Source organism: Kitasatospora sp. NPDC001664 (assembly GCF_053596675.1).
In genome coordinates this window covers 49,526-71,256 of record NZ_JBSFGS010000019.1, presented here as the reverse complement: position 1 = coordinate 71,256, position 21,731 = coordinate 49,526, and the positions used below count along the sequence as shown (strand labels likewise).

At 72.3% G+C, this 21,731-nt stretch carries 18 protein-coding genes and 1 tRNA gene; 5 read left to right on the top strand and 14 right to left on the bottom strand.

Annotated elements, in window-relative coordinates:
- Positions 1–7: 7 nt before the first annotated feature.
- On the bottom strand, positions 8–637 hold the full coding sequence (locus ACWCYY_RS25610; protein ID WP_449797367.1) for a MerR family transcriptional regulator: 630 nt from the start codon (positions 635–637) through the stop codon (positions 8–10).
- A gap of 87 nt (positions 638–724) precedes the next feature.
- Here ACWCYY_RS25610 and ACWCYY_RS25605 point away from each other — a divergent pair, with 87 nt between their 5' ends.
- Positions 725–1,132, top strand: a complete 408-nt coding sequence (locus ACWCYY_RS25605) for a DUF3291 domain-containing protein (protein WP_345284294.1) — start codon at positions 725–727, stop codon at positions 1,130–1,132.
- Positions 1,133–1,178: 46 nt separating this feature from the next.
- Positions 1,179–2,618 (top strand): MFS transporter, encoded by a 1,440-nt coding sequence (locus ACWCYY_RS25600; RefSeq protein WP_345284292.1) that lies wholly within the window; start codon positions 1,179–1,181, stop codon positions 2,616–2,618.
- A gap of 135 nt (positions 2,619–2,753) precedes the next feature.
- Here ACWCYY_RS25600 and ACWCYY_RS25595 read toward each other — a convergent pair whose 3' ends face one another.
- From ACWCYY_RS25595 to ACWCYY_RS25580, 4 genes are all read right to left on the bottom strand, one after another.
- On the bottom strand, positions 2,754–3,617 hold the full coding sequence (locus tag ACWCYY_RS25595) for a hypothetical protein (RefSeq protein WP_449797366.1): 864 nt from the start codon (positions 3,615–3,617) through the stop codon (positions 2,754–2,756).
- Between the two features lie 54 nt (positions 3,618–3,671).
- On the bottom strand, positions 3,672–4,598 hold the full coding sequence (locus ACWCYY_RS25590) for a hypothetical protein (protein WP_449797365.1): 927 nt from the start codon (positions 4,596–4,598) through the stop codon (positions 3,672–3,674).
- 81 nt (positions 4,599–4,679) lie between these two features.
- Positions 4,680–6,494, bottom strand: coding sequence for a bifunctional metallophosphatase/5'-nucleotidase (locus ACWCYY_RS25585; protein WP_449797364.1), 1,815 nt, complete (start codon positions 6,492–6,494; stop codon positions 4,680–4,682).
- Between the two features lie 172 nt (positions 6,495–6,666).
- Positions 6,667–7,335 (bottom strand): response regulator transcription factor, encoded by a 669-nt coding sequence (locus ACWCYY_RS25580; protein ID WP_345284284.1) that lies wholly within the window; start codon positions 7,333–7,335, stop codon positions 6,667–6,669.
- A gap of 213 nt (positions 7,336–7,548) precedes the next feature.
- On the opposite strand from ACWCYY_RS25580, the gene ACWCYY_RS25575 reads away from it, so the two are divergent.
- Positions 7,549–10,398, top strand: coding sequence for a LuxR C-terminal-related transcriptional regulator (locus ACWCYY_RS25575; protein ID WP_449797363.1), 2,850 nt, complete (start codon positions 7,549–7,551; stop codon positions 10,396–10,398).
- Between the two features lie 276 nt (positions 10,399–10,674).
- On the opposite strand, the gene ACWCYY_RS25570 is transcribed toward ACWCYY_RS25575, so the two are convergent.
- Genes ACWCYY_RS25570 through ACWCYY_RS25560 form a run of 3 tightly spaced genes read right to left on the bottom strand, consistent with a single transcriptional unit; the run spans position 10,675 to position 13,959 of the window.
- Positions 10,675–11,250, bottom strand: coding sequence for a hypothetical protein (locus tag ACWCYY_RS25570; protein ID WP_345284280.1), 576 nt, complete (start codon positions 11,248–11,250; stop codon positions 10,675–10,677).
- On the bottom strand, positions 11,237–12,868 hold the full coding sequence (locus ACWCYY_RS25565; protein ID WP_449797362.1) for an extracellular solute-binding protein: 1,632 nt from the start codon (positions 12,866–12,868) through the stop codon (positions 11,237–11,239). Before ACWCYY_RS25565 ends, ACWCYY_RS25570 begins: the two co-directional genes overlap by 14 nt.
- 8 nt (positions 12,869–12,876) lie before the next feature.
- Positions 12,877–13,959, bottom strand: coding sequence for a hypothetical protein (locus tag ACWCYY_RS25560; protein ID WP_449797361.1), 1,083 nt, complete (start codon positions 13,957–13,959; stop codon positions 12,877–12,879).
- A 260-nt stretch (positions 13,960–14,219) separates the two neighbouring features.
- Between ACWCYY_RS25560 and pyk the strand changes: the two genes are divergently transcribed.
- Entirely contained in the window at positions 14,220–15,650 is a 1,431-nt protein-coding gene (gene pyk, locus ACWCYY_RS25555; RefSeq protein WP_449797360.1) for a pyruvate kinase, read from the top strand.
- A 42-nt stretch (positions 15,651–15,692) separates the two neighbouring features.
- Here pyk and ACWCYY_RS25550 read toward each other — a convergent pair whose 3' ends face one another.
- The gene (locus ACWCYY_RS25550; protein ID WP_449797359.1) at positions 15,693–16,433 is read right to left on the bottom strand and encodes a helix-turn-helix domain-containing protein; all 741 of its coding nucleotides are present in this window, start codon (positions 16,431–16,433) and stop codon (positions 15,693–15,695) included.
- A gap of 89 nt (positions 16,434–16,522) precedes the next feature.
- Positions 16,523–16,608: transfer RNA gene (locus tag ACWCYY_RS25545), tRNA-Leu, on the bottom strand.
- Between the two features lie 93 nt (positions 16,609–16,701).
- On the opposite strand from ACWCYY_RS25545, the gene ACWCYY_RS25540 reads away from it, so the two are divergent.
- Positions 16,702–17,355 (top strand): ANTAR domain-containing response regulator, encoded by a 654-nt coding sequence (locus ACWCYY_RS25540; protein ID WP_345284273.1) that lies wholly within the window; start codon positions 16,702–16,704, stop codon positions 17,353–17,355.
- Between the two features lie 73 nt (positions 17,356–17,428).
- On the opposite strand, the gene ACWCYY_RS25535 is transcribed toward ACWCYY_RS25540, so the two are convergent.
- The 4 genes from ACWCYY_RS25535 to ACWCYY_RS25520 are packed head-to-tail and all read right to left on the bottom strand — an operon-like array spanning position 17,429 to position 21,621.
- Complete coding sequence (locus ACWCYY_RS25535) at positions 17,429–18,145, bottom strand: ABC transporter ATP-binding protein (protein WP_345284272.1); 717 nt, start codon at positions 18,143–18,145, stop codon at positions 17,429–17,431.
- Positions 18,142–18,990, bottom strand: coding sequence for an ABC transporter ATP-binding protein (locus tag ACWCYY_RS25530; RefSeq protein ID WP_345284361.1), 849 nt, complete (start codon positions 18,988–18,990; stop codon positions 18,142–18,144). The genes ACWCYY_RS25535 and ACWCYY_RS25530 overlap by 4 nt, the downstream gene beginning before the upstream one ends.
- Positions 18,991–18,998: 8 nt before the next feature.
- A complete protein-coding gene (locus ACWCYY_RS25525; RefSeq protein ID WP_449797358.1) occupies positions 18,999–20,684 on the bottom strand; it encodes a branched-chain amino acid ABC transporter permease in 1,686 nt (561 codons plus the stop codon).
- A gap of 7 nt (positions 20,685–20,691) precedes the next feature.
- On the bottom strand, positions 20,692–21,621 hold the full coding sequence (locus tag ACWCYY_RS25520; RefSeq protein ID WP_345284268.1) for a branched-chain amino acid ABC transporter permease: 930 nt from the start codon (positions 21,619–21,621) through the stop codon (positions 20,692–20,694).
- Between the last annotated feature and the right edge of the window lie 110 nt (positions 21,622–21,731).

Genomic DNA, 21,731 nt, shown 5'->3' with positions numbered 1-21,731 from the left:
CGGTCGCTCAGGCCGGGAGGCCGTAGCGCTTGGCGGACTCGTTCTCCTGGGCCATCCGGCGCAGGGCGAGCAGGACGGGTTCCATCAGGATGGTGAGCAGGACGGCACGCTCGACCCGCTCCAAGGGGTCCGGGACGCCCTCGAGTTGGTCGAGGTCGAGGGCGGCGGTGTTCGCGGCCAGCTCGGCGTAGGGGAGCAGGGCCTGCCAGTCGGCCGGCAGGCCCAGCTCCCTGAGCGTGGCGAGGGTGTCGGTGACCACGGCGCGGGTAGGAGCCTTCTCGCTGACCTCCCAGCCCATGGCGGAGATCAACTCATCGGCGGGGGAGGGTTCTTGCGGTCCGTCCGCGGACGGTTCGGCATCGCCGGTCGGCACCGCGCCGACCGCCAGACCGAGCAGGAAGTGGACGTCGGTCGAGTGCTCGTCCAGGCCCCGGAGCACCTCCCGGGTGGTGGACACCGACAAGCCGCGCACGGTGACCAGCGCGCGGGCCAGCCGGAGCCGCCGGAGGTGGTGCTCGTCGTACTCCGCCTGGGTGGCGGAGGTGGCCACCCCGGCGGGCAGCAGTTCCTCCCGCAAGTAGTACTTGATGGTCGCCACCGGGACGCCGCTGCGGCGGCTCAGCTCCGAGATCCGCATCTTCTCCGCTCTCCACTGGAAATTAGGTAGCTGCACTGTCTAATATAGATAGTGCGACACTCCAATAGTGCACCGAAAGGCCGACGCATGCCCACGCTGCCCTGGACCACCCCCAACACCCCTCGCCCGAACAGCCAGGTGCTGGTGATGGCCTCCCGGCTGGAGGTCCGGTCCCTCAAGGACGTGCCGCGCTTCTTCCTCAAGTCCCTGGCCGCCTGGAAGCAGGTCAAGACCGCGCCCGGCGCGGTCGGCGCCTCGCTGATCGCCCAGCCGCTGAAGGGCGTCTTCTGGACGCTCTCGGCCTGGGAGGACCGCCAGTCGCTCTACGCCTACGCCAAGGCCGAACCGCACTACACGATCATGACCGGGCTCCGCGAGGTGACCAAGCAGTCGGTTTTCACCTTCTGGGACACCACCGCCGAGCAGCTCCCGATCACCTGGCCCGACGCCAAGAACCGGCTGGCCGAGCAGCAGCGCACCGACGCCGCCGGCTGACCGCCGACCCCTCCAACAGCCCCGCCCGACAAGGGAGATCCCCGCCATGTCCGCACCCGCCCCCGCCGGGCGCAAGGTACCGCTCTGGCTGTCGATCGTCGCGTGCAGCCTGCCGATGTTCATGGTGGCGCTGGACAACCTGGTGGTGTCCACCGCCCTGCACACCCTCGCGGTGGACCTGAAGGCCACCACCCAGGACCTGCAGTGGTTCGTCAACGCCTACGTGCTGAGCTTCGCCTGCCTGCTGCTGACCGGAGCCGCGCTCGGTGACCGCTTCGGCCACCGCAAGGTCTTCGCGCTCGGCATCGTGCTGTTCACCCTCTCCTCGATCGGCTGCGGACTGGCCGACACCAGCGGGCAGTTGATCCTCGCCCGGGCGATCCAGGGCTTCGGGGCGGCGGCCGTCATGCCGCTCTCGCTCACCCTGCTCTCCAACGCCGTGCCGGAGAAGATGCGCAGCCTGGCGCTCGGCCTCTGGTCCGCCGTCAGCGGCCTGGCCATCGCGCTCGGCCCGGTGGTCGGCGGCGCGGTGGTCGAGGGCCTCGCCTGGGAGTGGATCTTCTGGATCAACATCCCGGTCGGCATCGTCGCCGTCCCGCTCGCCCTGATGGCGCTGAACGAGAGCCACGGCGAGAAGGCCAAGCTCGACCTGGTCGGCATGCTGCTGGCCACCGGCGGCCTGCTCGCCCTGGTCTGGGGCATCGTCAACGGCAGCGAGGACGGCTGGACCGACACGAAGATCCTCGGCGCCTTCGCCGTCGCCGCGGTGCTGCTGGCCGCCTTCGTGGCCTGGGAGCGCCGTGCCCCGCACCCGCTGCTGCCGCTCGGCTTCTACCGGATCCGGGCCTTCACCCTGACCAACCTGGTCTCCGCCTCGATGTACTTCGGGGTCTTCGGCTCGATCTTCTTCCTCTCCCAGTACCTGCAGATCGCCCCGCCCCGCACCCCGCTGCACGCCGGCACCCTGACGCTGGCCTGGACCCTGATGCCGATGGTGATCGCCCCGATCGCCGGCGCGCTGACCGACCGGGTCGGCGGCGGCCGCCTGATGGCGCTCGGCCTCTTCCTCCAGGCCGGCGGCCTGGCCTGGATCAACCTGGCGGCCGGCCCGGACACCCCGTACTCCCGACTGGTCGGTGCGATGCTGCTGGCCGGTGCGGGCATGGGCTTCGCCATCGCCCCGACGGCGGCCGTGGTGCTCGGCGCGGTCGGCCCGGAGCACCGGGGCAAGGCCTCCGGCGCCAACACCACCGTCCGCGAGATCGGCGGAGCGCTCGGCATCGCGGTGCTGAGCAGCGTCTTCACCGCCAACGGCAGCATGCGCGGCGCCCAGGAGTTCACCGACGGCCTGCACCCGGCCGTCTGGGTCGGCGTGGCGGTCGTGGTGCTCGGCGCGCTGGCCGCGCTGGCCATCCCGCGTCCGCCCAAGGCGGCCCCGGCCGAGACCGTCGAGACCACCGAGGCCCCGGCCCCGGTCACCGTCTGACCCGCCTTCAGCAGGGGCCCGGGGAGCGTGCGACTCCCCGGGCCCCTCGGCGTTCGGTGCCGGGCCGATGGTGGAGGTGCCGGCCGGGTGCGGCGGCGGAGCGCGGCGGTGGCCGCGCCGCCGCCGCTCATCAGCTCACCAGCTCCCCTGCGGGGCGCCGGTGGCGAGGTCGAGCACCAGCCGGGCGTCCAGCGGGCGGGTCAGCTTCACGGTGACGCGGTCCGTCACCAGCACGAGGGTGCACGGCTGCTGCTGCGGCTGCGTCCGCCGCACCTCGGCGATCAGCACCACCAGCCGGTCGGTCTCGTACGCCTCGGTGCCGGTCACCCGCTCGCAGGAGCCCCGCCCCACCCTGCCCGTGACGGTCAGTCCGTCCGCCGAGACCGACTCGTAGGTCACGCTCCGGTCGGCCCACCGCTGCACGGGTCGGCCGACGGGCGGCTGTTGCGGGGCGACCGCCGGGTAGACGAAGGGATCCTGGTAGCCCGCGATGGTGAACTCCCAGACCGGGACGGTGGCCTGGCCCCGGCTGGTGGCCACGGTGCGGCTGCCCCGGGCCACCCCCGTGAGCTTCAGCGGGGGTTCGCAGTCCGCCCCGCACGGGGGCTTGCCCTTGGCCAGCCCGTCCAGCACCTGCCACGGCGAGATCATCGGCAGGGCCTGCCGCCGGCCGTGGACCCAGACCACCTCGGCGGTGGCCTCGGCGGTGGGCAGTGCGGTGACCGGCTCGATCAGCCCGCTGAGGTAGGCGGTCTTGCCGCCGTGGGTGAAGGCGTCCGGGGGCAGCCACTCCTGGCGCGGGTCCAACGGGTAGTACCCGTCGGACCAGGCCCGTTCCGCCTCCGACCCCGGCCACTCCCGGGCCACCTGCGCGGCCCGCTCCAGGGCCGTCCCGCTCGTCGTGGGCACCGGTGTGCGGTCGATGTCGTGCCCGGCGTCGGTGGCGGCGCAGCCCGCCGTCAGCAGCGCCGCGAGTGCGAGTGTCGTGATGCGTCTCATCTGGTCGTCCCCCCGTACCGGAAAGCCGAGTCGGCGCCGATCGGACGCGGCCGGTCAGCCGTCGGTTCCACCGGACGAGGGCACCGGGCGGACCGGACGGGGCTCGCCGGTGGTCAGGTCGAGGACCGTCCGGTCCCCGAGCGGGGCGCGCAGGCGGACGGTGGCCGTCCCGCTCACGGTCCCGGTGGTGGCGCAGTCGGCGCCGGTGGTGCCGGTGAGCAGCAGCACCGGCACCACGGAGTGCTCGGTCTCGAACGCCTCGCTGAGGAACACCCGTCGGCAGGGCGGGAGTTCGACCGTGCCGGTGACGGTGAGGCCGTCCCAGGAGGCGGTGCGCGGGTCGAACTCCGCCACCGACAGGCCGGCCGGTGACGAGGGGTAGCCCGTGGGCGGGAGGGGGTCGGCCCGGCGCTGGGCGGCGACGGCGGGCAGCACGAACGGCTCGGAGTAGCCGGGGGAGACGAACTCCCAGACCGGGACGGTGGCCTGGCCCCGGCTGGTGCCCAGCTCGCGGCGGGCCGGCCGGATCTCGGTCACCTTCAGCGGGGTGCAGTCGGCGTGGCAGCTGCCGAACTGCTCCCCTGCCATGTCCCGCAGCGCTTCCAGGGGCGAGCGCCCGACCAGGCCGAGGGCGCGCCCGTCGGACCAGCGGACCTCCGCGAGCCGGTCCGTGGCCGGCCAGGAGTCCGCCGGGTCGACGCTGCCACTCAGGTAGCCGGCCTTCTCGGCGAGGCTGCGGAAGGCCTCGGGCGGCAGCCACTGCGGGGACCGGTCCAGCGGGTAGTACCCGGCCCGCCAGGCCTCGTGGGCGGCGGTGTGCTCCCAGGCCCGCACGGCCTCCAGGGCCCTGGCCCGGGCGGCTGTGGCCACCGGGTCGTCCGGTGTGCCGCTCGGCCCGCTGGGGCGCGGCGCCGGGCCGCCGCCGGTGGTGCAGCCGAGCAGTGCCAGTGCCGCCAGCGCCGCGACGACGATCCGCTTCATCTCATCCCCCGTGCCGGAAAGCCGAGTTGGCGGCACCGGTGCCCGGTGCCGCCAACTCGTACATGCCCGGTTCGGACCCGGTCAGAACAGCGGGACGCCGTTCCGGACCAGGCGCCAGGTGCCGCCGCCGAACTCGGCCGGGTCGATGACGCCCTTGGCCTTCACCCAGGTGATCATCGTGTTGCGGATCTCCTCGGAGTTGGACCAGGCGACCGTGGCCTTGGCCACGTGCGGGAAGTTGCCGCCGCCGTTGGCCCGGTAGTTGTTGACCGCCAGCACGAACTGGGCGGCCGGGTCGACCGGGGCGCCCTCGAAGGTGAGGCCGACGATCCGGGAGCCGACCGGCTTGGTCAGGTCGATGTCGTAGGAGACGCCGTACACCGAGTCGAAGTTGTAGTCCGGCGTGTTGGCCTGGTTGGTCAGCGTGTCGAGGTTGACCGCGTCGCCGGGGGCCAGCTGGGCGAAGTACCTCGCCGAGTACTCCAGGTAGTCCTTGATCTGGGCACCCGTCAGGACCCGGGCCTCCAGGGTGTTCTCGTAGATGTACAGCCCGGCGGCGTCGCGCAGCTTCACCGTGCCGGCCGGGATCACGGCGGTGCGGTTGAACGGCGCGGCCTGGGCCAGCACCGGCAGGGCCGCGTACGAGGTGCCCACGAGGGCGGCCTTCACGGTGTCGACCTGGACCCGGCCGATCAGGTCGATGATCGGGACGTCCTTGAACCGGGCCTCGGCGATGGAGAGTTCGCTCTTGCAGGTGCCGATCACCTGGTTGACGTAGGCGACCGTCTTCTTGTGCTGGGCGTCGATCAGCCGGACGACCTCCTTGTCCTCCGGCACGGTGTTGGAGTTGAGCACCCGGGAGGTCACCGAGGTGACGTTCCACCGGCCGCGCTCGAACTCGACCTCGAAGTCGAAGCAGGTCAGGCGCTGGCCCCAGGCGAGCGGCTCGGAGAGCACGACGGTCTTCCCGGTCTCCCGGTTGGTCACCAGGCGCTGCGGGATCTCCTTGTGCGCGTGGCCGACCAGCACGGCGTCGATGCCGGGCACCGCGGCGGCCAGCTCGGCCGCGACGTTCTCGCCCCACGGCAGCTGGTCGCCCCAGGAGCTCGGCTCGTCCGCACCGGTGTGCGCGGCCACCACGACCACCTCGGCGCCGGCCGAGCGCAGCCGCGGCACGTACTTCCTGGCCTGCTCCACGATGCCGGGGAAGACCATCTGCCCGGCCACGTTGGCCTTGTCCCAGATCGCGATGCCGGGGTTGGTCAGGCCCAGGATGCCGACCCGCAGCGCCCGGCCGTGGCCGAGGTGCAGCTCCTTGATGACGTACGGCGGGAAGGCGGGGCGCTCGTTCTTCGCGTCCAGCGCGTTGGCACCCAGCAGCGGGAAGTCGAGCTGGCGCTCGAAGGCGCGCAGCAGCGGGATGCCGTAGTTGAACTCGTGGTTGCCCAGCGCGGCGGCGTCGTACTTCAGCGCGTTCATCGCCACGGCCATCGGGTGCTTGGGCGCGCGCTTGCCGGTGATCGGCTCGACCCGGGCGTAGTAGTAGGCGAGCTGGGTGCCCTGGATGGTGTCGCCGGCGTCGATCAGCAGGGTGCGCTCGCAGCCCTTCTCGGCCCGGATCTGCTTCACCAGGGTGGCGATCTTGGCGAGGCCGACGTCGTTGTGCGCCTTGTCGTCGTACTCGGCGTCGGTGAAGTAGTCCCAGTTCAGCACCCGGCCGTGCAGGTCGGTGGTGCCCATCACGGTGAACGTCTGCTTCTTCTTCTCGCGGCCGCGCTGCTCGGCGGGTGCGGCCGCCGCCTCGGTGGCGGTGACCATCGGCAGGCCACCGGCCAGGGCGGCACCGGCGGCGGTGACCGCCGACCGGGCGACGAAGTCACGACGGTTCAAGGGCATGGACGGCTCCAACGTGAACGGACGGGGCGTCAGCAGGCAGACGGTGACGCGCGTAGAAGTCTGCACGCAAAACCCGCCCGCGAACACCCCCGGCACCTTTCCGGCAGGTGAGCTCTGCAAGTCCCGCACATGAAACCCGTACCCCCGTGGCGGCGGGGGCACCCGCTGGGGCTTAGATGTAACCCTCGCGCAGGGCGTGGGCGACGGCGTGGGCGCGGTTGCGGAGGTTGAGGCGGGTGGTCAGGCCGTGCAGGACGTTCTTGACGGTCCGTTCGGAGTAGGAGAGCTTCCCGGCGATCTCACCGGTGTCCCAGCCCTCGGCGATCAGCCGGAGGATGTCGGACTCGCGCTCGGAGATGCCGGGCGGGGCGTAGCCGGGCAGGCCCTGGACGCTGCGCTGGAGCCGGCCCATCTGGGCGATCAGGCGGCCGAGGAGGTCACCGGGCAGGTCGCCCTCGCCGCGCGCGGCGGCCACCACGGCCTGCCCCAGCCGCTCCGCGGTTGCCTCGCGGCGCCGCAGGATGGCGGAGACCCCGCACTCGACGGCCTCCAGCAGGTCGGCCTCCCGGATCTGGTCCACCACCAGGACGACCCGGCTGCCGTCCCGGTGCACCAGCCGCCGCATGGTCCCGGTGACGGCGTTGTCCACGCTCTCCGCGACCACCACGGTGACCGTGCCCGGTCCGGCCTCGGAGACCACCTGGAGGTCGCCGCAGGCGCGCAGCTGACTGGCGGCCCCCGCGTAGGAGATGGGGTCGGTCGCATGGATCGCGACCTGGACCACGGCGGTGTGCCGCAGCGTCTCGTCGGCGAACTGGATCGTCACGGTGGCCTGCCTCATGCCTCGTCGGTGCCCTGACATGCGGGAACGGCTCAGCCCTCGCCCTCCCCGACTGCTCACATGCTCACCGCGGGCACCTCGGGGTGACCATCGTGGTCCACCACGAGATCCACGGGGTGAGACGAAGGTCACACCACGAAGTGGTCGTTCGGGGGGTCCGGGTCAGGGGGTGGACACGTGGAATGAGCAGGAGCGGTTGTGGGAGGGGAAGCGATGTACAGCGGTGGCACGGCCGCCGGGGTGCTGGGCCCGGTGCAGGCCGGTCTGGTGGAACGTCAGGCCGTACTGGCCGAGGCGGCCCGGCTGGCCGACCTGGCCCGGCACGGGGCCGGCACCCTGCTGGTGCTCACCGGCCCGACCGGCATCGGACGCAGCGCCCTGCTGGACGCCGTCGCCGGCCCGGCCGTCTCCTGGGGCATGACGGTGCGCCGGGCGGCCTGCGCCCCCGACGAGACCGGCCACTCGTACGCGGTGGCCCGCCAACTCAGCGGATCCGGACCGGAGTTCGTCCCCGACGAGGAGGGTCGCACCCCCTGGGAGGTGCTCCGCGAGACCGCCGTACGGCGCCCGCTGCTGCTCCTGGTGGACGACGTCCAGCACGCCGACCCGGCCTCCGCCGACTGGCTGCGCCAGCTCGCCCGCCGGCTCCACCAGCTGCCCGTGCTGCTGGTGGTGACGGAGCGCCGGGACGCCGGACGGGCGGACCGCAGGCCGCCGTTCGGCGCCGGCCTGCCCGCCGCCGTGCTGCAGACCCGCCGCCTCGCACCGCTCAGCCAGGCCGGCACCGCGGCCCTGCTCACCGCACGGCTCGAACGCCCGGTGCCGGACCGCCTGGTCCAGGAGTGCCACCGGGCCACCGCCGGACTGCCGCTGCTGCTCACCGCCCTCACCTGCCCGGACGGCCGCCCGGTCGGCGACGGACTCGGCCCGGTGCCGACCGGCGCCTTCCGCGAGGCGGTCGGCCACTGGCTGGAGCGCGTCGGCGAGCCGGCCGCCACCGCCGCCCGCACCCTCGCCCAGCTCAGCGGTACCCGCACCGGCTCGGTCGGCCTGGCCGACCTGGTCGCCGCCCAGTCGGGCCGCACCGGCCGACCGGACCGCTCGGAGCACCCCGAGTACCCCGGGCACGCCGGGCACGCCGGGCCGTCCGAGGGCCCCGACCTCTCCGGCTGGCTCCCGGACTGGCTGCACGGCCTGCAGGCCGTCGGCCTGCTGCGCCCCGGCCGCGGCGGCGCGCTGCCGGAGTTCGCCCACCCCTGGCTGGCCACCGCCCTGCTCGCCGGCTGGAGCGACCAGCGCCGGGCCGAACTGCACCGGGGCGTCGCCACCCTGCTCTACGGCCGCGGCGCGCCGGACGACCTGGTCGCCGAACAGCTGCTGCACACCGAGGTGTGCGGCGCCGAGTGGGCCGCCGACGTGCTGATCGGCACCGCCCGGCAGACCCAGCGCGACGGCGACCGCGAGTACGCGGTGCGGCTGCTGCGGCGCGCGCTGCGGGAGCCGCTCAGCCAGTGCCGCCGGGGCTCCGTCCTGGTCGAACTCGGCTGCCTGGAGGTGGCCCTGGGGCCGCCGGAGTCCGTCAACGGCACCCGCCACCTGGCCGAGGCGGTCCGGCTGCACCGCTCCGACGAGGCGGTCTTCGAGGCCGCCAACGCACTGGGCGTGGCGCTGGCCGGCCGCGGCGAGACCGCCGCCGCCCTGGACGTGCTGGAGGACCTGGCCGAGCGCTTCGCCGACCGCTCCGACCTGGCCCACGCCGTGCACGCCGCCACCGCGATGATCGCCTCCCACGACGGCGAGAGCTGGCTCCAGGTGGTGGACGGCGTGCGCCGGATCGAGGCCCGCTCGGCCACCGGCGTGGCCCCGGCCGCCTACAGCCTGCTGACCGAGTTCGACGCCACCAGCGGACGGCTCTCGGCCACCGAGGTCTCCCGCCGGGTGGTCGAGTTGACCGCCCAGCCGATGGACAGCTTCTCCGCCAGCTACCTCACCGCCTCCGCCGCCACCCTGGCCCAGTGGGCCGACCGGCTGGACCTGGCGGACCGGCTGGTCGCCGAGGGCCTGACCGCGCACCGGGGCGCCAAGCTCCACCCGGCCTACCAGTGCCTGCTCAGCGTGCGGGCCGAGAGCCGGATGATGCGCGGTCAGTTCTCCCTGATGCTGCAGGAGCTGGCCGCCGCCTCCGACCAGCGCGGCGTGCTCAGCCTGGGCAACGCCCACCTCACCTCCCAGGCCGTGCTCGCCCTCTGCGAGACCGGGCACCCGGTGCAGGCCCGGCAGCTGATCGCGGCCGGCTTCGAGGACAGCCCGCCGGGCGGCCCCTCCTCCTGGGAGCTGAACGAACTCGTCTACGCCCGCGGCCTGCTGCGGCTCGCCGACGGACGGGCCGAGGAGGCGCTGGCCGACCTGCTGGACTGCGGGCGCCGCCAGCTGGAGCGCCAGGTGCTGAGCCCGATCGTCACCCCCTGGCGCTCGGCCGCCGCCGACTGCCACCTGATGCTCGGTCAGGTCGGCCCGGCGGCCGAACTCGCCGCCGAGGAGCTCCGCCTGGCCCGCGTCTGGGACACCCCGCGGACCGTCGGCCGGGCCCTGCGGGTGCTCGGCGCCGCCACCGGCGGACGGCAGGGGCTGGCCACCGTCCAGGAGTCGGTGCGGCTGCTGCGCGCGGACGGGCTGGACGTCGAGCTCATCCCCGCGCTGACCACCCTCGGCGGGCTGCTCGGCGGCAGCGGGCAGCGCGCGGCTGCCCGGGAGGCCCTGCGGGAGGCGGTCAGCCGGGCAGAACGGATCGGCGCGGTCCGGCTGCGCGCCGTCGCCGCCGACCTGCTGCTGGCCTCCGGGGCACGGACCGACCGGCAGCGGCAGACCGGCGCGGGCGCCCTGACCGCCGGCGAGCAGCGGGTCTGCCGACTGGCGGCGGAGGGCAACTCCAACCCGGAGATCGCCGAGCTGCTGCACCTGGCGCTGCGCACGGTGGAGACCCACCTGACCAACAGCTTCCGGAAGTTGGGCATCAAGCGGCGGGCCGAGCTGGCGGGAGTGCTGGAGCAGCCGCAGGAGTGACCGCAGGCACGGGCGCAGGCGGGCGCGCAGGCGGGCACGGCGCCGTCCGGGGGAGGTGGCCGTCGGCACCGGCGGATGCGGTGGGGCGGCGGTCACCTGGGGCGGTCCTCTCCGGTCTGCTGGTGAGGCCAAGCCTGCCCGCAGTGACGGGAGTGACACCAGGGCCGGACGGTCACCGGCGAGGGACGACCCGGGGTGTCCGCAAGGGCAACCCGGCAGTAACCTCGCCGCCGGTGGCCCGGTGGCCCGGTGGCCCGGACCGGCGGGTGGGCGGCCTCAGAGGAGACCGGCGAGCCGCTCCAGCTCGGCCTTGAGGGCCGCCGTCGGGTCGACCCCGCCGGGGACCAGCGTCTCCCAGCTGCGGGCCCGCACGTAGCCGTCGAGCGCGAGCGGCAGCTCCCGGAGGAGCAGCTGCCGGGCCGGCCCGGCCTCCGCCCTCGCCAGCGCCGCGAACAGCCCCTCCGCGTCCACCGAGGACGGCAGCCCGACGGCCGCCGCCCGCTCCCGCAGCACCGCTAGCTCCGCCCGGAGCTCGGAGGGCAGCGCCTTGGGCCGTGGCGGCTTCGGCACGGGCCGCGGCACCGGCGTCGGCGTCGGCGTCGGCCCGACCGCCCCGCCCGCGGGCCCGGGCGCGGCCTCCACCTCGGGCGCGCCACCGCCCTCCTGACGGTCCCACGGCCACCGCCGGGGGGCGAGCAGCGCGCCCGCCCCGTACAGCCCCGCGACGACGGCGGGCCACCACGGCCCGGCCGCCCCCGCGAAGTACAGCGCCAGGCCCCCGGTGCCCGCCGCGCACCCGATCAGGTTGCGCGGCGACTCCAGGTACCCCAGCAGCCGGTCACTGATACCCACGGATCTCCTCGAACGCCCCGTCCAGCGAGCCCCGCCCGTCGAACAGCTTCCCGCCCGTCAGGTCCGCGATGCCCTGGAGCTGACCGGTCGCCGCGTCGCCGAACAGGATCGGGAAGACCGGCACCGCCCGCGCCGCCCCGGACAACCCCCCGTACCAGGCGCGGAACTCCTGGTCCTTGAGGCCCTCGTTGCTCTCCCCGTCCGTCATCACCACGATCGAGGTGAAGCGGTCGTCGTTGCTCTCCGCCCGCTGACGGGCCACCAGCTCGAAGGCCTCCTTCAGGCTGCTGTACACCGCCGTGCCGCCGTCCGCGGTCAGGCCCTGGACCTCCTGCTGGATGCGGGCCAGCTCCGCCTCCGGCGGCCCGGCCGGGATCCGGTAGGTCCGCTCCGACTTCACCACCGAGGCGAACTCGACCACCGTCACCTCCTCGCGCTGGCGGAACCGCCGCTGTCCGCGCGGGTCCTGGGCCCCCGTCAGCCGGGCCATCGCGGCCTTCAGCGACTCCAGCCGGGCCCCCTTCATCGAGCCCGAGGTGTCCAGCACGTACACCGTCCGCGACGGGCGGCGTAGCTCGTTCTGGTACGCCGTCAGCAGTCCGTCCGCCACCGCCCGGGTGCCCGGGAACGGCAGCTCCCGGCGCCGGTCGGCGGGCAGACCGGCGGCCGGCGCCACCCCGGTGGCCACCGGGCGGCGCAGGGTCTCCTCGGTCATCCGCTGCTGCGCCTTGGGGTCGAGCAGGTAGCGGCCGAGGCGCTGGAAGGAGTCCTGCGCGGGCTTGCCGGCCGAGGCCAGCAGGCTGAGCGGGTAGTCGGCCGAGACCACCCCGTCCACCGGCCGGACCACGGTGAGCCGGTCCTCGGCGGGCAGGGTGCGGTTCATCGAGAGCAGCACCGACTCGTAGTTGACCAGGGCGCCGACCTTGGTCTCGTTCTGCTTGGCGGCCTTCTGGTAGGCCTCCGCCAGCCAGCCCGAGGAGCCCGAGGTCAGCTTCTGTCCGCTGAAGAACTGCTTCAACTGCGGTGCGGCCTTGGCCACGTCGGCGTCGGTGAGGGCCGAGCCGGCCCCCGAGAAGGCCGAGGCCAGCGCGACCAGCGCGGAGAATCCGGAGTTGGAGCGGGACGGGTCGGCCATGCCGTAGCTGAGCTTGCCCGCCACCGCCGCCTCGCCGATCTTCCCCCAGGTGACCTGCGAGCCGTCGCCCCAGCCCAGCTCGCTCAGCATGGTGGACCGCACCCCGACCGCCACCGGCGTGCTCATCACCGGCGTCTCGGAGAGCAGCTTGCCCTTGCCCGCCTCGTCCAGCCGCAGGTAGTGGTTGGACGGGAACCAGACCGCGTCGTACTTGCCGTCCGCCTGCCCCGAGGCCACCGTGTCGGCCCCGTCCAGCGAACCGGTCCAGGTGAACTGCACCGTGACCCCGGTCGCCGCCTTGGCGTCCGCCAACACGGCCGCCATGTCCTGGAGTTCACTCCCCGCCAGGACCCGGAGCACGCCGTCCTTCGGCTGCGCCGTCCCGCCGCCGCCGTCCCCGCCCTCGCTCGTGCAGCCCGTCCCGGCCAGCGCCAGCGCCAGCACGGCGGGTGCGATCCGTCGCAGCACTCCGTCCCCCCTCATCCCCTGCCTCACTTCCCCTTGGCGGCGTCGACCAGCTGGGCCAGCACCTCGACCGTCGGCGGCTGGGCCTGCACGATCCCGGCCTCGGACAGCCCCGGCACGAAGGCCGTGGTCGGGTTCGGTTCCTTGAGCGCCCGGGCGAACGCCCCGGGGTCGGCCTGCGGGCGGAAGCCGTGCAGCGCCGCCAGGTTGATCAATTTCGGGTCGTCCCGCAGCAGTTCGGCGATCTTCTGCCCGTCCGGCGTCAAGGCGACCGCCGTGTGGTCACTCGAAACGGTGGTGTCCGGGTAGAGCACCACCAGGTCCTTCACCGTGGTCCCGTGCGCCACCAGCGAGGCCACCTGGGACTCGTAGGTCAGCACCAGGGGATTGCCGACCCCGCTCAGGAAGTCCTTGAAGGGGCCGTCCGAACTGGTCTTCTGGTCACCCTGCTTGGCCGTCAGCTTGCGCAGCAGCGGGGCGACGGCCTGCACCCCGGCGGCGTCGGAGACCACCCGGTTGCCGTTCTTCACGTAGGCGGCCGCGGCCAGGTAGAGCGCACCGGAGGAGGAGGTGGCCGGGTCGGTGCTGGTCACGTAGAGGTCGCCGGCCAGCTCCGGGATGACCTGCGGCTCCTTGATCTTGTCCCACCGGACGTCGTTGCCCACGGCCTCCAGGTACTTGGCCATGTCCAACTTCCAGGCCTGGTTGTCCTTGTGGGTGGCGTAGCCCTTGTCGACCAGCAGGGCGGCCACGTTCGGACGCGCGATCACCACCAGCGGCGAGTAGAACGGCCGGACCGGCTCGGTGGTGATGCCGCGCTTCTTGGCCACCTCCTCGGCCGGCCCCCGGCTGGCCGGGAAGACCATTCCGTAGCCGTCCAGCTTCGCGTTCGCCATCGACCAGGAGCCGATGGTCTGGCTCCTCACCTCGAACCCCTTGGCCCGGAACTCGGCGGCCACTTCGGGGTCGTTGAAGAACTCCGCCTTCTCCGAACCGATCAGGATCCGCACTTCGGCGAGCCCCGGTCCGGATTCCGGACGGAGCAGCGCGAATGCCACCCCGCCCAGCAGCACCAGCGCCGCAAGTACGCCGATGACTCGTCCTCTCATCGTCAACCCTTCCCCCACCAGCGGCACTTCAGGACCTTGAGATTCCCGCCAAGTCGGGAGCGGCACCCGAACCGAGGGTGAACCGAGGGTGAACAAGCCTTCACGGAACCGCATCGGTTCCGGTACGTCAGCACCAACTCGGCCTCACGGTCCGAGAACTAACGATGTGTCACGTCGTTCACCGAATCGTTCGACAACCGCCATGGTGAGGTCGGCCGGAACGGCAAAGTTACGTGCCGGTAATGTTTAGGCTCTCAGCCATGCGCCGAGCAAAAATCGTCTGCACCCTCGGGCCTGCCGCCGACTCGTACGAGCAGATCAAGGCCCTGGTCGACGCCGGTATGGACGTCGCCCGCTTCAATCTCAGCCACGGCTCCCAATCGGAACACGAGGAGCGGTACCGCCGGGTCCGCAAGGCCTCCGAGGAGACCGGCCGCAGCGTCGGGGTCCTGGTCGACCTCCAAGGTCCGAAGATCCGACTGGGCACCTTCGCCGAAGGTCCCGTACTCCTCGAACGCGGTGACGAGTTCACCATCTCCGTCGAGGAGGGCGTGGTCGGCGACCGCGACACCTGTGGCACCACCTACGACGGGCTGGCCGACGACGTCCGGCCCGGTGAACGCATCCTGGTCGACGACGGCCGGGTCTGCCTGGAGGTCGCCGAGGTCGCCGGCCCCCGGGTCCGCTGCACCGTCCTGGAGGGCGGGCTGATCTCCGACCACAAGGGACTCAACCTCCCCGGCATCGCCGTCTCGGTCCCCGCGCTCAGCGACAAGGACGTCGCCGACCTGCGCTGGGCCCTGCGGACCGGTGCCGACCTCATCGCCCTCTCGTTCGTGCGAAGCGGGGCCGATGCGGAGGACGTCCGCCGGATCATGGCGGAGGAGGGCCGGTCGGTGCCCGTCCTCGCCAAGATCGAGAAGCCGCAGGCGGTGGAGAACCTCGAGTCCATCGTCGACGCCTTCGACGGCATCATGGTCGCCCGCGGCGACCTCGGGGTCGAAATGCCCCTGGAGGACGTGCCGTTGGTGCAGAAGCGGGCCGTCAAGCTCGCCAAGCGCAACGCCAAGCCGGTCATCGTCGCCACCCAGATGCTGGACTCGATGATCAACGCCTCCCGGCCCACCCGGGCCGAGGCCTCCGACGTGGCCAACGCCGTCCTGGACGGCACCGACGCGGTGATGCTCTCCGGCGAGACCTCCGTCGGCAAGTACCCGGTCGAGACCGTCCGCACCATGGCCCGCATCATCAGCGCCGTCGAGGACGACGTCCTCGCGGCCGGCCTGCCGCCGCTGACCGACTCCAACAAGCCGCGCACCCAGGGCGGCGCCGTCGCCCGCGCGGCGGCCGAGATCGGCGACTTCCTGGGCGCCAAGTACCTGATCGCCTTCACCCAGTCCGGCGACACCGCGCGCCGCCTCACCCGCTACCGCTCACCGATCCCGGTGCTGGCCTTCACCTACGAGCCGGCCGTCCAGGGCCAGCTCGCCCTCACCTGGGGTGCCGAAACCTTCCTGGGCCCGTTCGCGGCCACCACCGACGAGATGGTCGCCCAGGTGGACGCCGCACTGCTCTCCCTGGGCCACTGCCAGAAGGGTGACATCGTGGTCATCACGGCGGGCTCCCCGCCCGGCCTGGCCGGCTCCACCAACCTCGTCCGCGTCCACCACGTGGGTGAACTCGACAACTGACCCCCGGCGGGGTGCACCCACCCGGGCCGCACCCCGCCCGCTTCAGTACTTGGGCCCGACATGGAGGTCCATCAGCTCGACGGACGCCCTTCGCGCCACCGACACGTTCACCCCGCCCCTGGTGCGGTTCACGGACCGCCACTCCACGCCGACGAGGTCCAGGGTCCCGGTGAAGATGCCCACGATGTCCGTCGAGGTGTTGGTGAAGAAGTACCGGGGGTACTCGTGCCGCCGCACCACCCCGTCGACCGTCCTGCCGGCCCAGTTGACGATCCGGCAGCCGTCGGAGTGGATCAGCCCTCTGACGAGCCCCCAGGGCTCGGCTTCCACCAGCTCCTGCTGCCACGGCGCGAGGGCTATCCGGCGCTCGTGCTTCTTGCCGGGGCCGTGCTGCGGGAAGAGACAGGGCAGGTGCTTGGAGTAGACCTTGACGTCCCGGCAGCCGGCCCGCCGCACCCGGCAGACCGAGTTGTCCGGAAGGACCGTCCGGACGGCCCGCTCGGCCGCGTCGACGAGGCCCGGCCAGGCCTCGGCGCAGGCGATGCTGAGGCTCGGTGAGCGCTGACGGGGAGACTGCGCGATGTGGCCGTCACCGAGGTAGAGACCCAGCAGGTAGGTGTACTGCCCGGTGTCCACGGCACTGCCGTCGCAGCGGAAGCAGGCCGGTCGGTGCGGCCTGGTGGGTCCGCCGCGCGCACGGTCCTTGCACTTCCATCCGCCGACGGTGCCGTACGGGACCGAGAGGGCCCGGGAGACTTCGGCGTTGGACTTGCCGCTGCGCATGATGAGCTGAGGGCGGCCCCGCCGGGGGCGAGTACGTCCGGGATCACCCGAAGTGGTGAGCGCCCGGACGGTCGGACGGCTGGAGGTACTGGTGCCGGGTGCGGGATTCGAACCCGCAAGCCCTTTCGGGCAGATGTGTTTGAGACATCCGTGTATGCCGTTCCACCAACCCGGCGGGGGTGAGCGCTCAGAAGGATACCCTGTGCGCGCCTTCTGGTGCAGCTAGGTAGGCTCGTCCATGCAGCACCCCGCCGGAACGAGGAGCCCCGTGAGCACCGCCGACGAGCAGGCACAGCCGCTTGACACCGACTCGCCCCAGATCACCCGCATCGTCATCGCCGAGGACGAGGCGCTGATCCGCCTCGACCTGAAGGAGATGCTCGAGGAGGAGGGCTACACCGTCGTCGGTGAGGCCGGGGACGGCGCCACCGCCGTGAAGCTGGTCGAGGAGTTGAGGCCCGACCTGGCCATCCTGGACGTCAAGATGCCGGTGCTGGACGGGCTCTCGGCGGCCGAGCAGATCCACGAGGCGCACCTGGCGCCGGTGCTGATGCTGACCGCGTTCTCGCAGCGCGAGCTGGTGGACCGGGCCCGGGACGCCGGGGCGATGGCCTACATCGTGAAGCCGTTCAGCAAGAGCGACCTGGTCCCCGCGATCGAGATGGCGGTCTCCCGCTACACCGAGATGCGCACGCTGGAGGAGGAGATCGCCGACCTCACCCAGCGCCTGGAGACCCGGAAGCTGGTGGACCGTGCCAAGAGCGTCCTGCAGACCAAGTTCGGCCTGACCGAGCCCGCCGCCTTCCGCTGGATCCAGAAGACCTCGATGGACCGCAGGATGACCATGGCCGCCGTCGCGGAGGCCGTGATCGAGGAGGGCCACGCCCAGGACAAGAAGAAGGCCGAGGCGGCCGAGGCCTGAGCCCCGGCCCCGCGGCAAGCACGGCGAAGGCCCGCCCCTCCGAGGAGGGGCGGGCCTTCGCCGTGACGGGGGGTCAGTCCTCGCCGAGGTAGGCCTTGCGGACCTCGTCGTTGCCCAGCAGCTCGCGGCCGCTGCCGGTGAGGACGATCTTGCCGATCTCCATCACGTAGCCCCGGTCGGAGAGCGAGAGCGCGGCCTGCGCGTTCTGCTCCACCAGCAGGATGGTGGTGCCGGCCGCCTTGAGCTCGACGATGGTGGCCATGATCTTCTGCATCATCAGCGGGGACAGGCCCATGGAGGGCTCGTCCAGCATCAGCAGCTTCGGACGGGACATCAGGGCGCGCCCCATGGCGAGCATCTGCTGCTCGCCGCCGGAGAGCGTGCCGGCCGCCTGCTTGCGGCGCTCGCCGAGGATCGGGAAGAGCGTGTAGGCGCGCTCCACGTCCTCGGCGATGCCGGCGGTGTCCTTGCGGAGGAAGGCACCGAGGAGGAGGTTCTCCTCGATGGTCATCCGCGGGAAGATGTGCCGGCCCTCGGGGGAGTGGGCCAGTCCGAGCGCGACGATCTTGTGCGCGGGGACGGAGCCCAGCGGCTGCCCGTCGAAGGTGATGGTCCCGCCGGTCGGCTTGAGCAGGCCGGAGAGGGTGCGCAGGGTGGTGGTCTTGCCGGCGCCGTTGGTGCCGATCAGGGTGGTGACCTCGCCCTGGTTCGCGGTGAAGCTGATGCCCTTGACGGCCTCGATCTTGCCGTAGGCGACGCGGAGGTCCTGGACCTCGAGCAGCGCGGTCATTCGGCGTCTCCCGCCTGCGAGTCGGTGCCGGTGGTGCTGGTGGAACCAGTGGTGTCGGTGGCGGTCTCCAGGGGTGCGCCGAGGTAGGCCGTGATGACCCGCTCGTCGCCCTGGACGGTCTCCTTGTCGCCCTCGACGATCTTCTGACCCTGCACCAGGACGGCCGTCCGGTCGCAGAGGTTGAAGATGAACTTCATGTCGTGCTCGATCACCAGGATCGCGATCCCGAGGTCGCGGATGGCGAACACCAACTCCTCGGCGGCGTTGGTCTCCTGGGGGTTCATGCCGGCGGTCGGCTCGTCCAGCAGCAGCAGGCCGGGGTCGCTGGCCAGCGCGCGGGCGATCTCCAGCTTGCGCTGCTCGCCGTAGGGCAGGTTGCGGGCCAGGTGGTCGGCCTTGGCCGCCAGGCCGGTGAACTCCAGGAGCTCCATGGCCCGTTGGCGGCTGGCCGCCTCGGCCCGGTGGTAGCCGGGGCCGCGCAGGATGGCCGAGAACAGGCCCTCCTTGGTGCGGCTGTGCCGGCCGACCAGGACGTTCTCCAGCACGGTCATGTTGGCGAACAGCCGGATGTTCTGGAAGGTGCGGGCGATGCCGGCCTGGGTCACCAGGTGCGGCTTGGGCGGCAGCACGGTGCCCTTGTAGCTGACGGTGCCCTCGGTCGGGACGTACAGGCCGGTCAGGCAGTTGAAGAAGGTGGTCTTGCCGGCGCCGTTGGGGCCGATCAGACCGACGATCTCACCCGCGTTGACGGTGAGGTCCACGTTGTTGACGGCGGTGAGGCCGCCGAACTTCATGGTGACGCCGCGGGCGTCCAGCACCGTCTCGGTCGTGGTGGTGGTGCTCATCTGGGTGTTCACGCCCCTGCCTTGGTGAGGACGGTGTCGCCGGGCGTGGCCTGGGCGGGGATGTCGGCGCTCTCGTACTCCAGCTGCTGGCGGCGTCCGGCGACCAGGCCGGCCGGGCGCAGGCGCATCAGCAGGATCAGGGCGACGCCGAAGGCCAGCAGCTGGTAGTCCTTCAGGAACTCCAGCTTGGCCGGGATCAGGTAGAGCAGGCTGGCGCCGAGCAGCGGGCCGCTGATGGTGCCCATGCCGCCGAGGATGACGGCGGCGAGCAGGAAGGCCGAGTTCGGCGGGACGGGCCCGGCGAAGACGTAGACCTCGGGGGTCACGGCGCTCTGCACGTGGGCCTGGACGGCGCCGGCCATGCCGGCCAGGGTGGCGCCGAGCGCGAAGGCGATCAGCTTGACCCGGAAGCCGTTGATGCCCATGGCCTCGGCGGCGGTCTCGTCCTCGCGGATGGCGACCCAGGAGCGGCCGATCCGGGAGTCGGAGACCCGGCTGAAGACCAGCACCACGATCGCGGTGACGGCCAGCATCAGCAGCAGGTAGTTGGAGAACTTGCCGACCTCGAGTCCGAACAGGTCGTGCGGCTGGCCGAAGTCGAAGCCCAGGATGTTGACCTGGGGGATCGCGCCGATGCCGTTCGGGCCGTTGGTGATGCTCGGGCCGGAGGTGCCGTCCATGTTGTTCATGGCGATCCGGAAGATCTCGCCGAAGCCCAGCGTGACGATGGCGAGGTAGTCGCCGCGCAGCCGCAGGGTCGGTGCGCCGATCAGCACGCCGAAGACCAGGGCGGCGACCGCGCCGATCAGCACGGCCAGCGGGAACGGCGCCTGCCAGCCCCGGAAGACCGAGAACTGCGAGCCGGAGACCAGGGCGGCGGCGTAGGCGCCGACGCCGAGGAAGGCGACGTAGCCGAGGTCGAGCAGACCGGTGAGGCCGACCACGACGTTCAGGCCGAGCGCCACCGTGGCGAAGACCAGGATGTTGACCCCGACCAGGATGTAGAGCTCGCTGGACTGGGTGAACGGGAAGGCGGCCGCGGCGGCGAAGGCCCCGGCGGTGGTGACCGCGCGGTGACGGGCCGTCAGGTCGCTGAAGCGGCGCAGCAGTCCGGCCTGGGCCAGCGCGATCGCGCTGGGCACCACGGCGAACAGGTAGCTGGAGAACAGCTCCTTCTCGGCGCCGATGCCGAAGGCGAACAGCAGCAGGCCGACCGCGAAGACGGCGACGATCACCAGGACCTCGGCCCAGGAGCTCAGCGGCTTGGGGGCGCTGACGGGGCGTCGGTCCTCCGGCAGCGCGAAGGCGGCCAGGGTGAGCAGCGAGCCGACGGCGAGCACCCAGCCGCCGGGCTCCAGGTTGGCCAGCCCGCCGAGCTGGTAGGAGATCATCGTGACCGAGAGCCAGGAGCTCAGTACGGCGCCCAGGGCGAGCAGCCGCAGCGGCCAGGCGGAGCCGGCCGGGACGAGCCACTGCAGGCCGCGCACGCCGTAGGAGGTGAGCACGAAGAGCAGCGTCACCAGGCCGGAGCCGAGGGCGACCCACTGCAGGCCGGCCGGGGAGAAGTCGTACGTGAGGTCGCCGGGGAACTCGTCGGTCCAGGTCCAGGCGAGCATGGACGAGGCGGCGGTGAGCACGGCGCCGGCGGCCGTGACGGCGCGGGCGACGGGAGCGGGGAGGAAGGTGGTGGTCATCGCGGCCTCACGCCCGGTCTGCGACGCGCTCGCCCAGCAGACCTTGTGGTCTCACCAGGAGCACGACGATGAGGAGTACGAACGCCCAGACGTTGGCCCAGCTGGCACCGCCGAGCTGGTCGAGGCCGGGGACGTGCTGGATGTAGGCGGTGGCCAGCGACTCGGCGACGCCGAGCACCAGGCCGCCGAGCATGGCGCCGTAGATGTTGCCGATGCCGCCGAGCACGGCGGCGGTGAAGGCCTTGAGTCCGGCGATGAAGCCCATGGTGAACTCGACCTGGCCGTACCGGAGTCCGTGCGCGACCGCGGCGATGGCGGCGAACGCGGCACCGATCGCGAAGGCGACCACGATGATCCGGTCGGTGTTGATGCCCATCAGCTTGGCGGTGTCCGGGTCCTGCGAGGTGGCCTGCATGGCGCGGCCGGTGCGGGTCATCCGGACGAAGGCGCCGAGGATGATCATGCAGAGCGGGGCGGCGACCAGCAGGAAGAGGTCGTTGCGCTGCAGGGTGAAGGCACCGAGGTCGATCGCGTCGCCCTGGAAGTGCGGGAAGGTGCGGGCCTTCTTGGCGTCGGGGTAGAAGCGCCAGACCACCTGCTGGAGGGTGATCGAGAGGCCGATCGCGGTGATCAGTGGGGCGAGCCGGGGTGCGGTGCGCAGCGGCCGGTACGCCAGGCGCTCGGCGCCGGTCGCGACCAGGACGGAGACGATCACGCCGCCGACGATCATCAGGGGCAGGGCCAGCCAGAGCGAGGTGCCGGACGGCAGGAGCAGGTATGCGGTCAGCGCGCCGAAGCCGCCGACCATGAAGATCTCGCCGTGGGCGAAGTTGATCAGCTGGACGATGCCGTAGACCATCGTGTAGCCGACGGCGATCAGGCCGTACATCAGCCCGAGCATCAGGCCGTTGGCCAGGTTTTGCGGCAGTTCGTGCACCGCAGGCCTCCGTGGTGTGGGGTATGGGACGGGCGGGGGTGCTGTTGGCGCCCCCGCCCGGGTGCTGCATGGTGTGACTCTGGTGACCCGGCGTCAGAAGCCGGACCGGT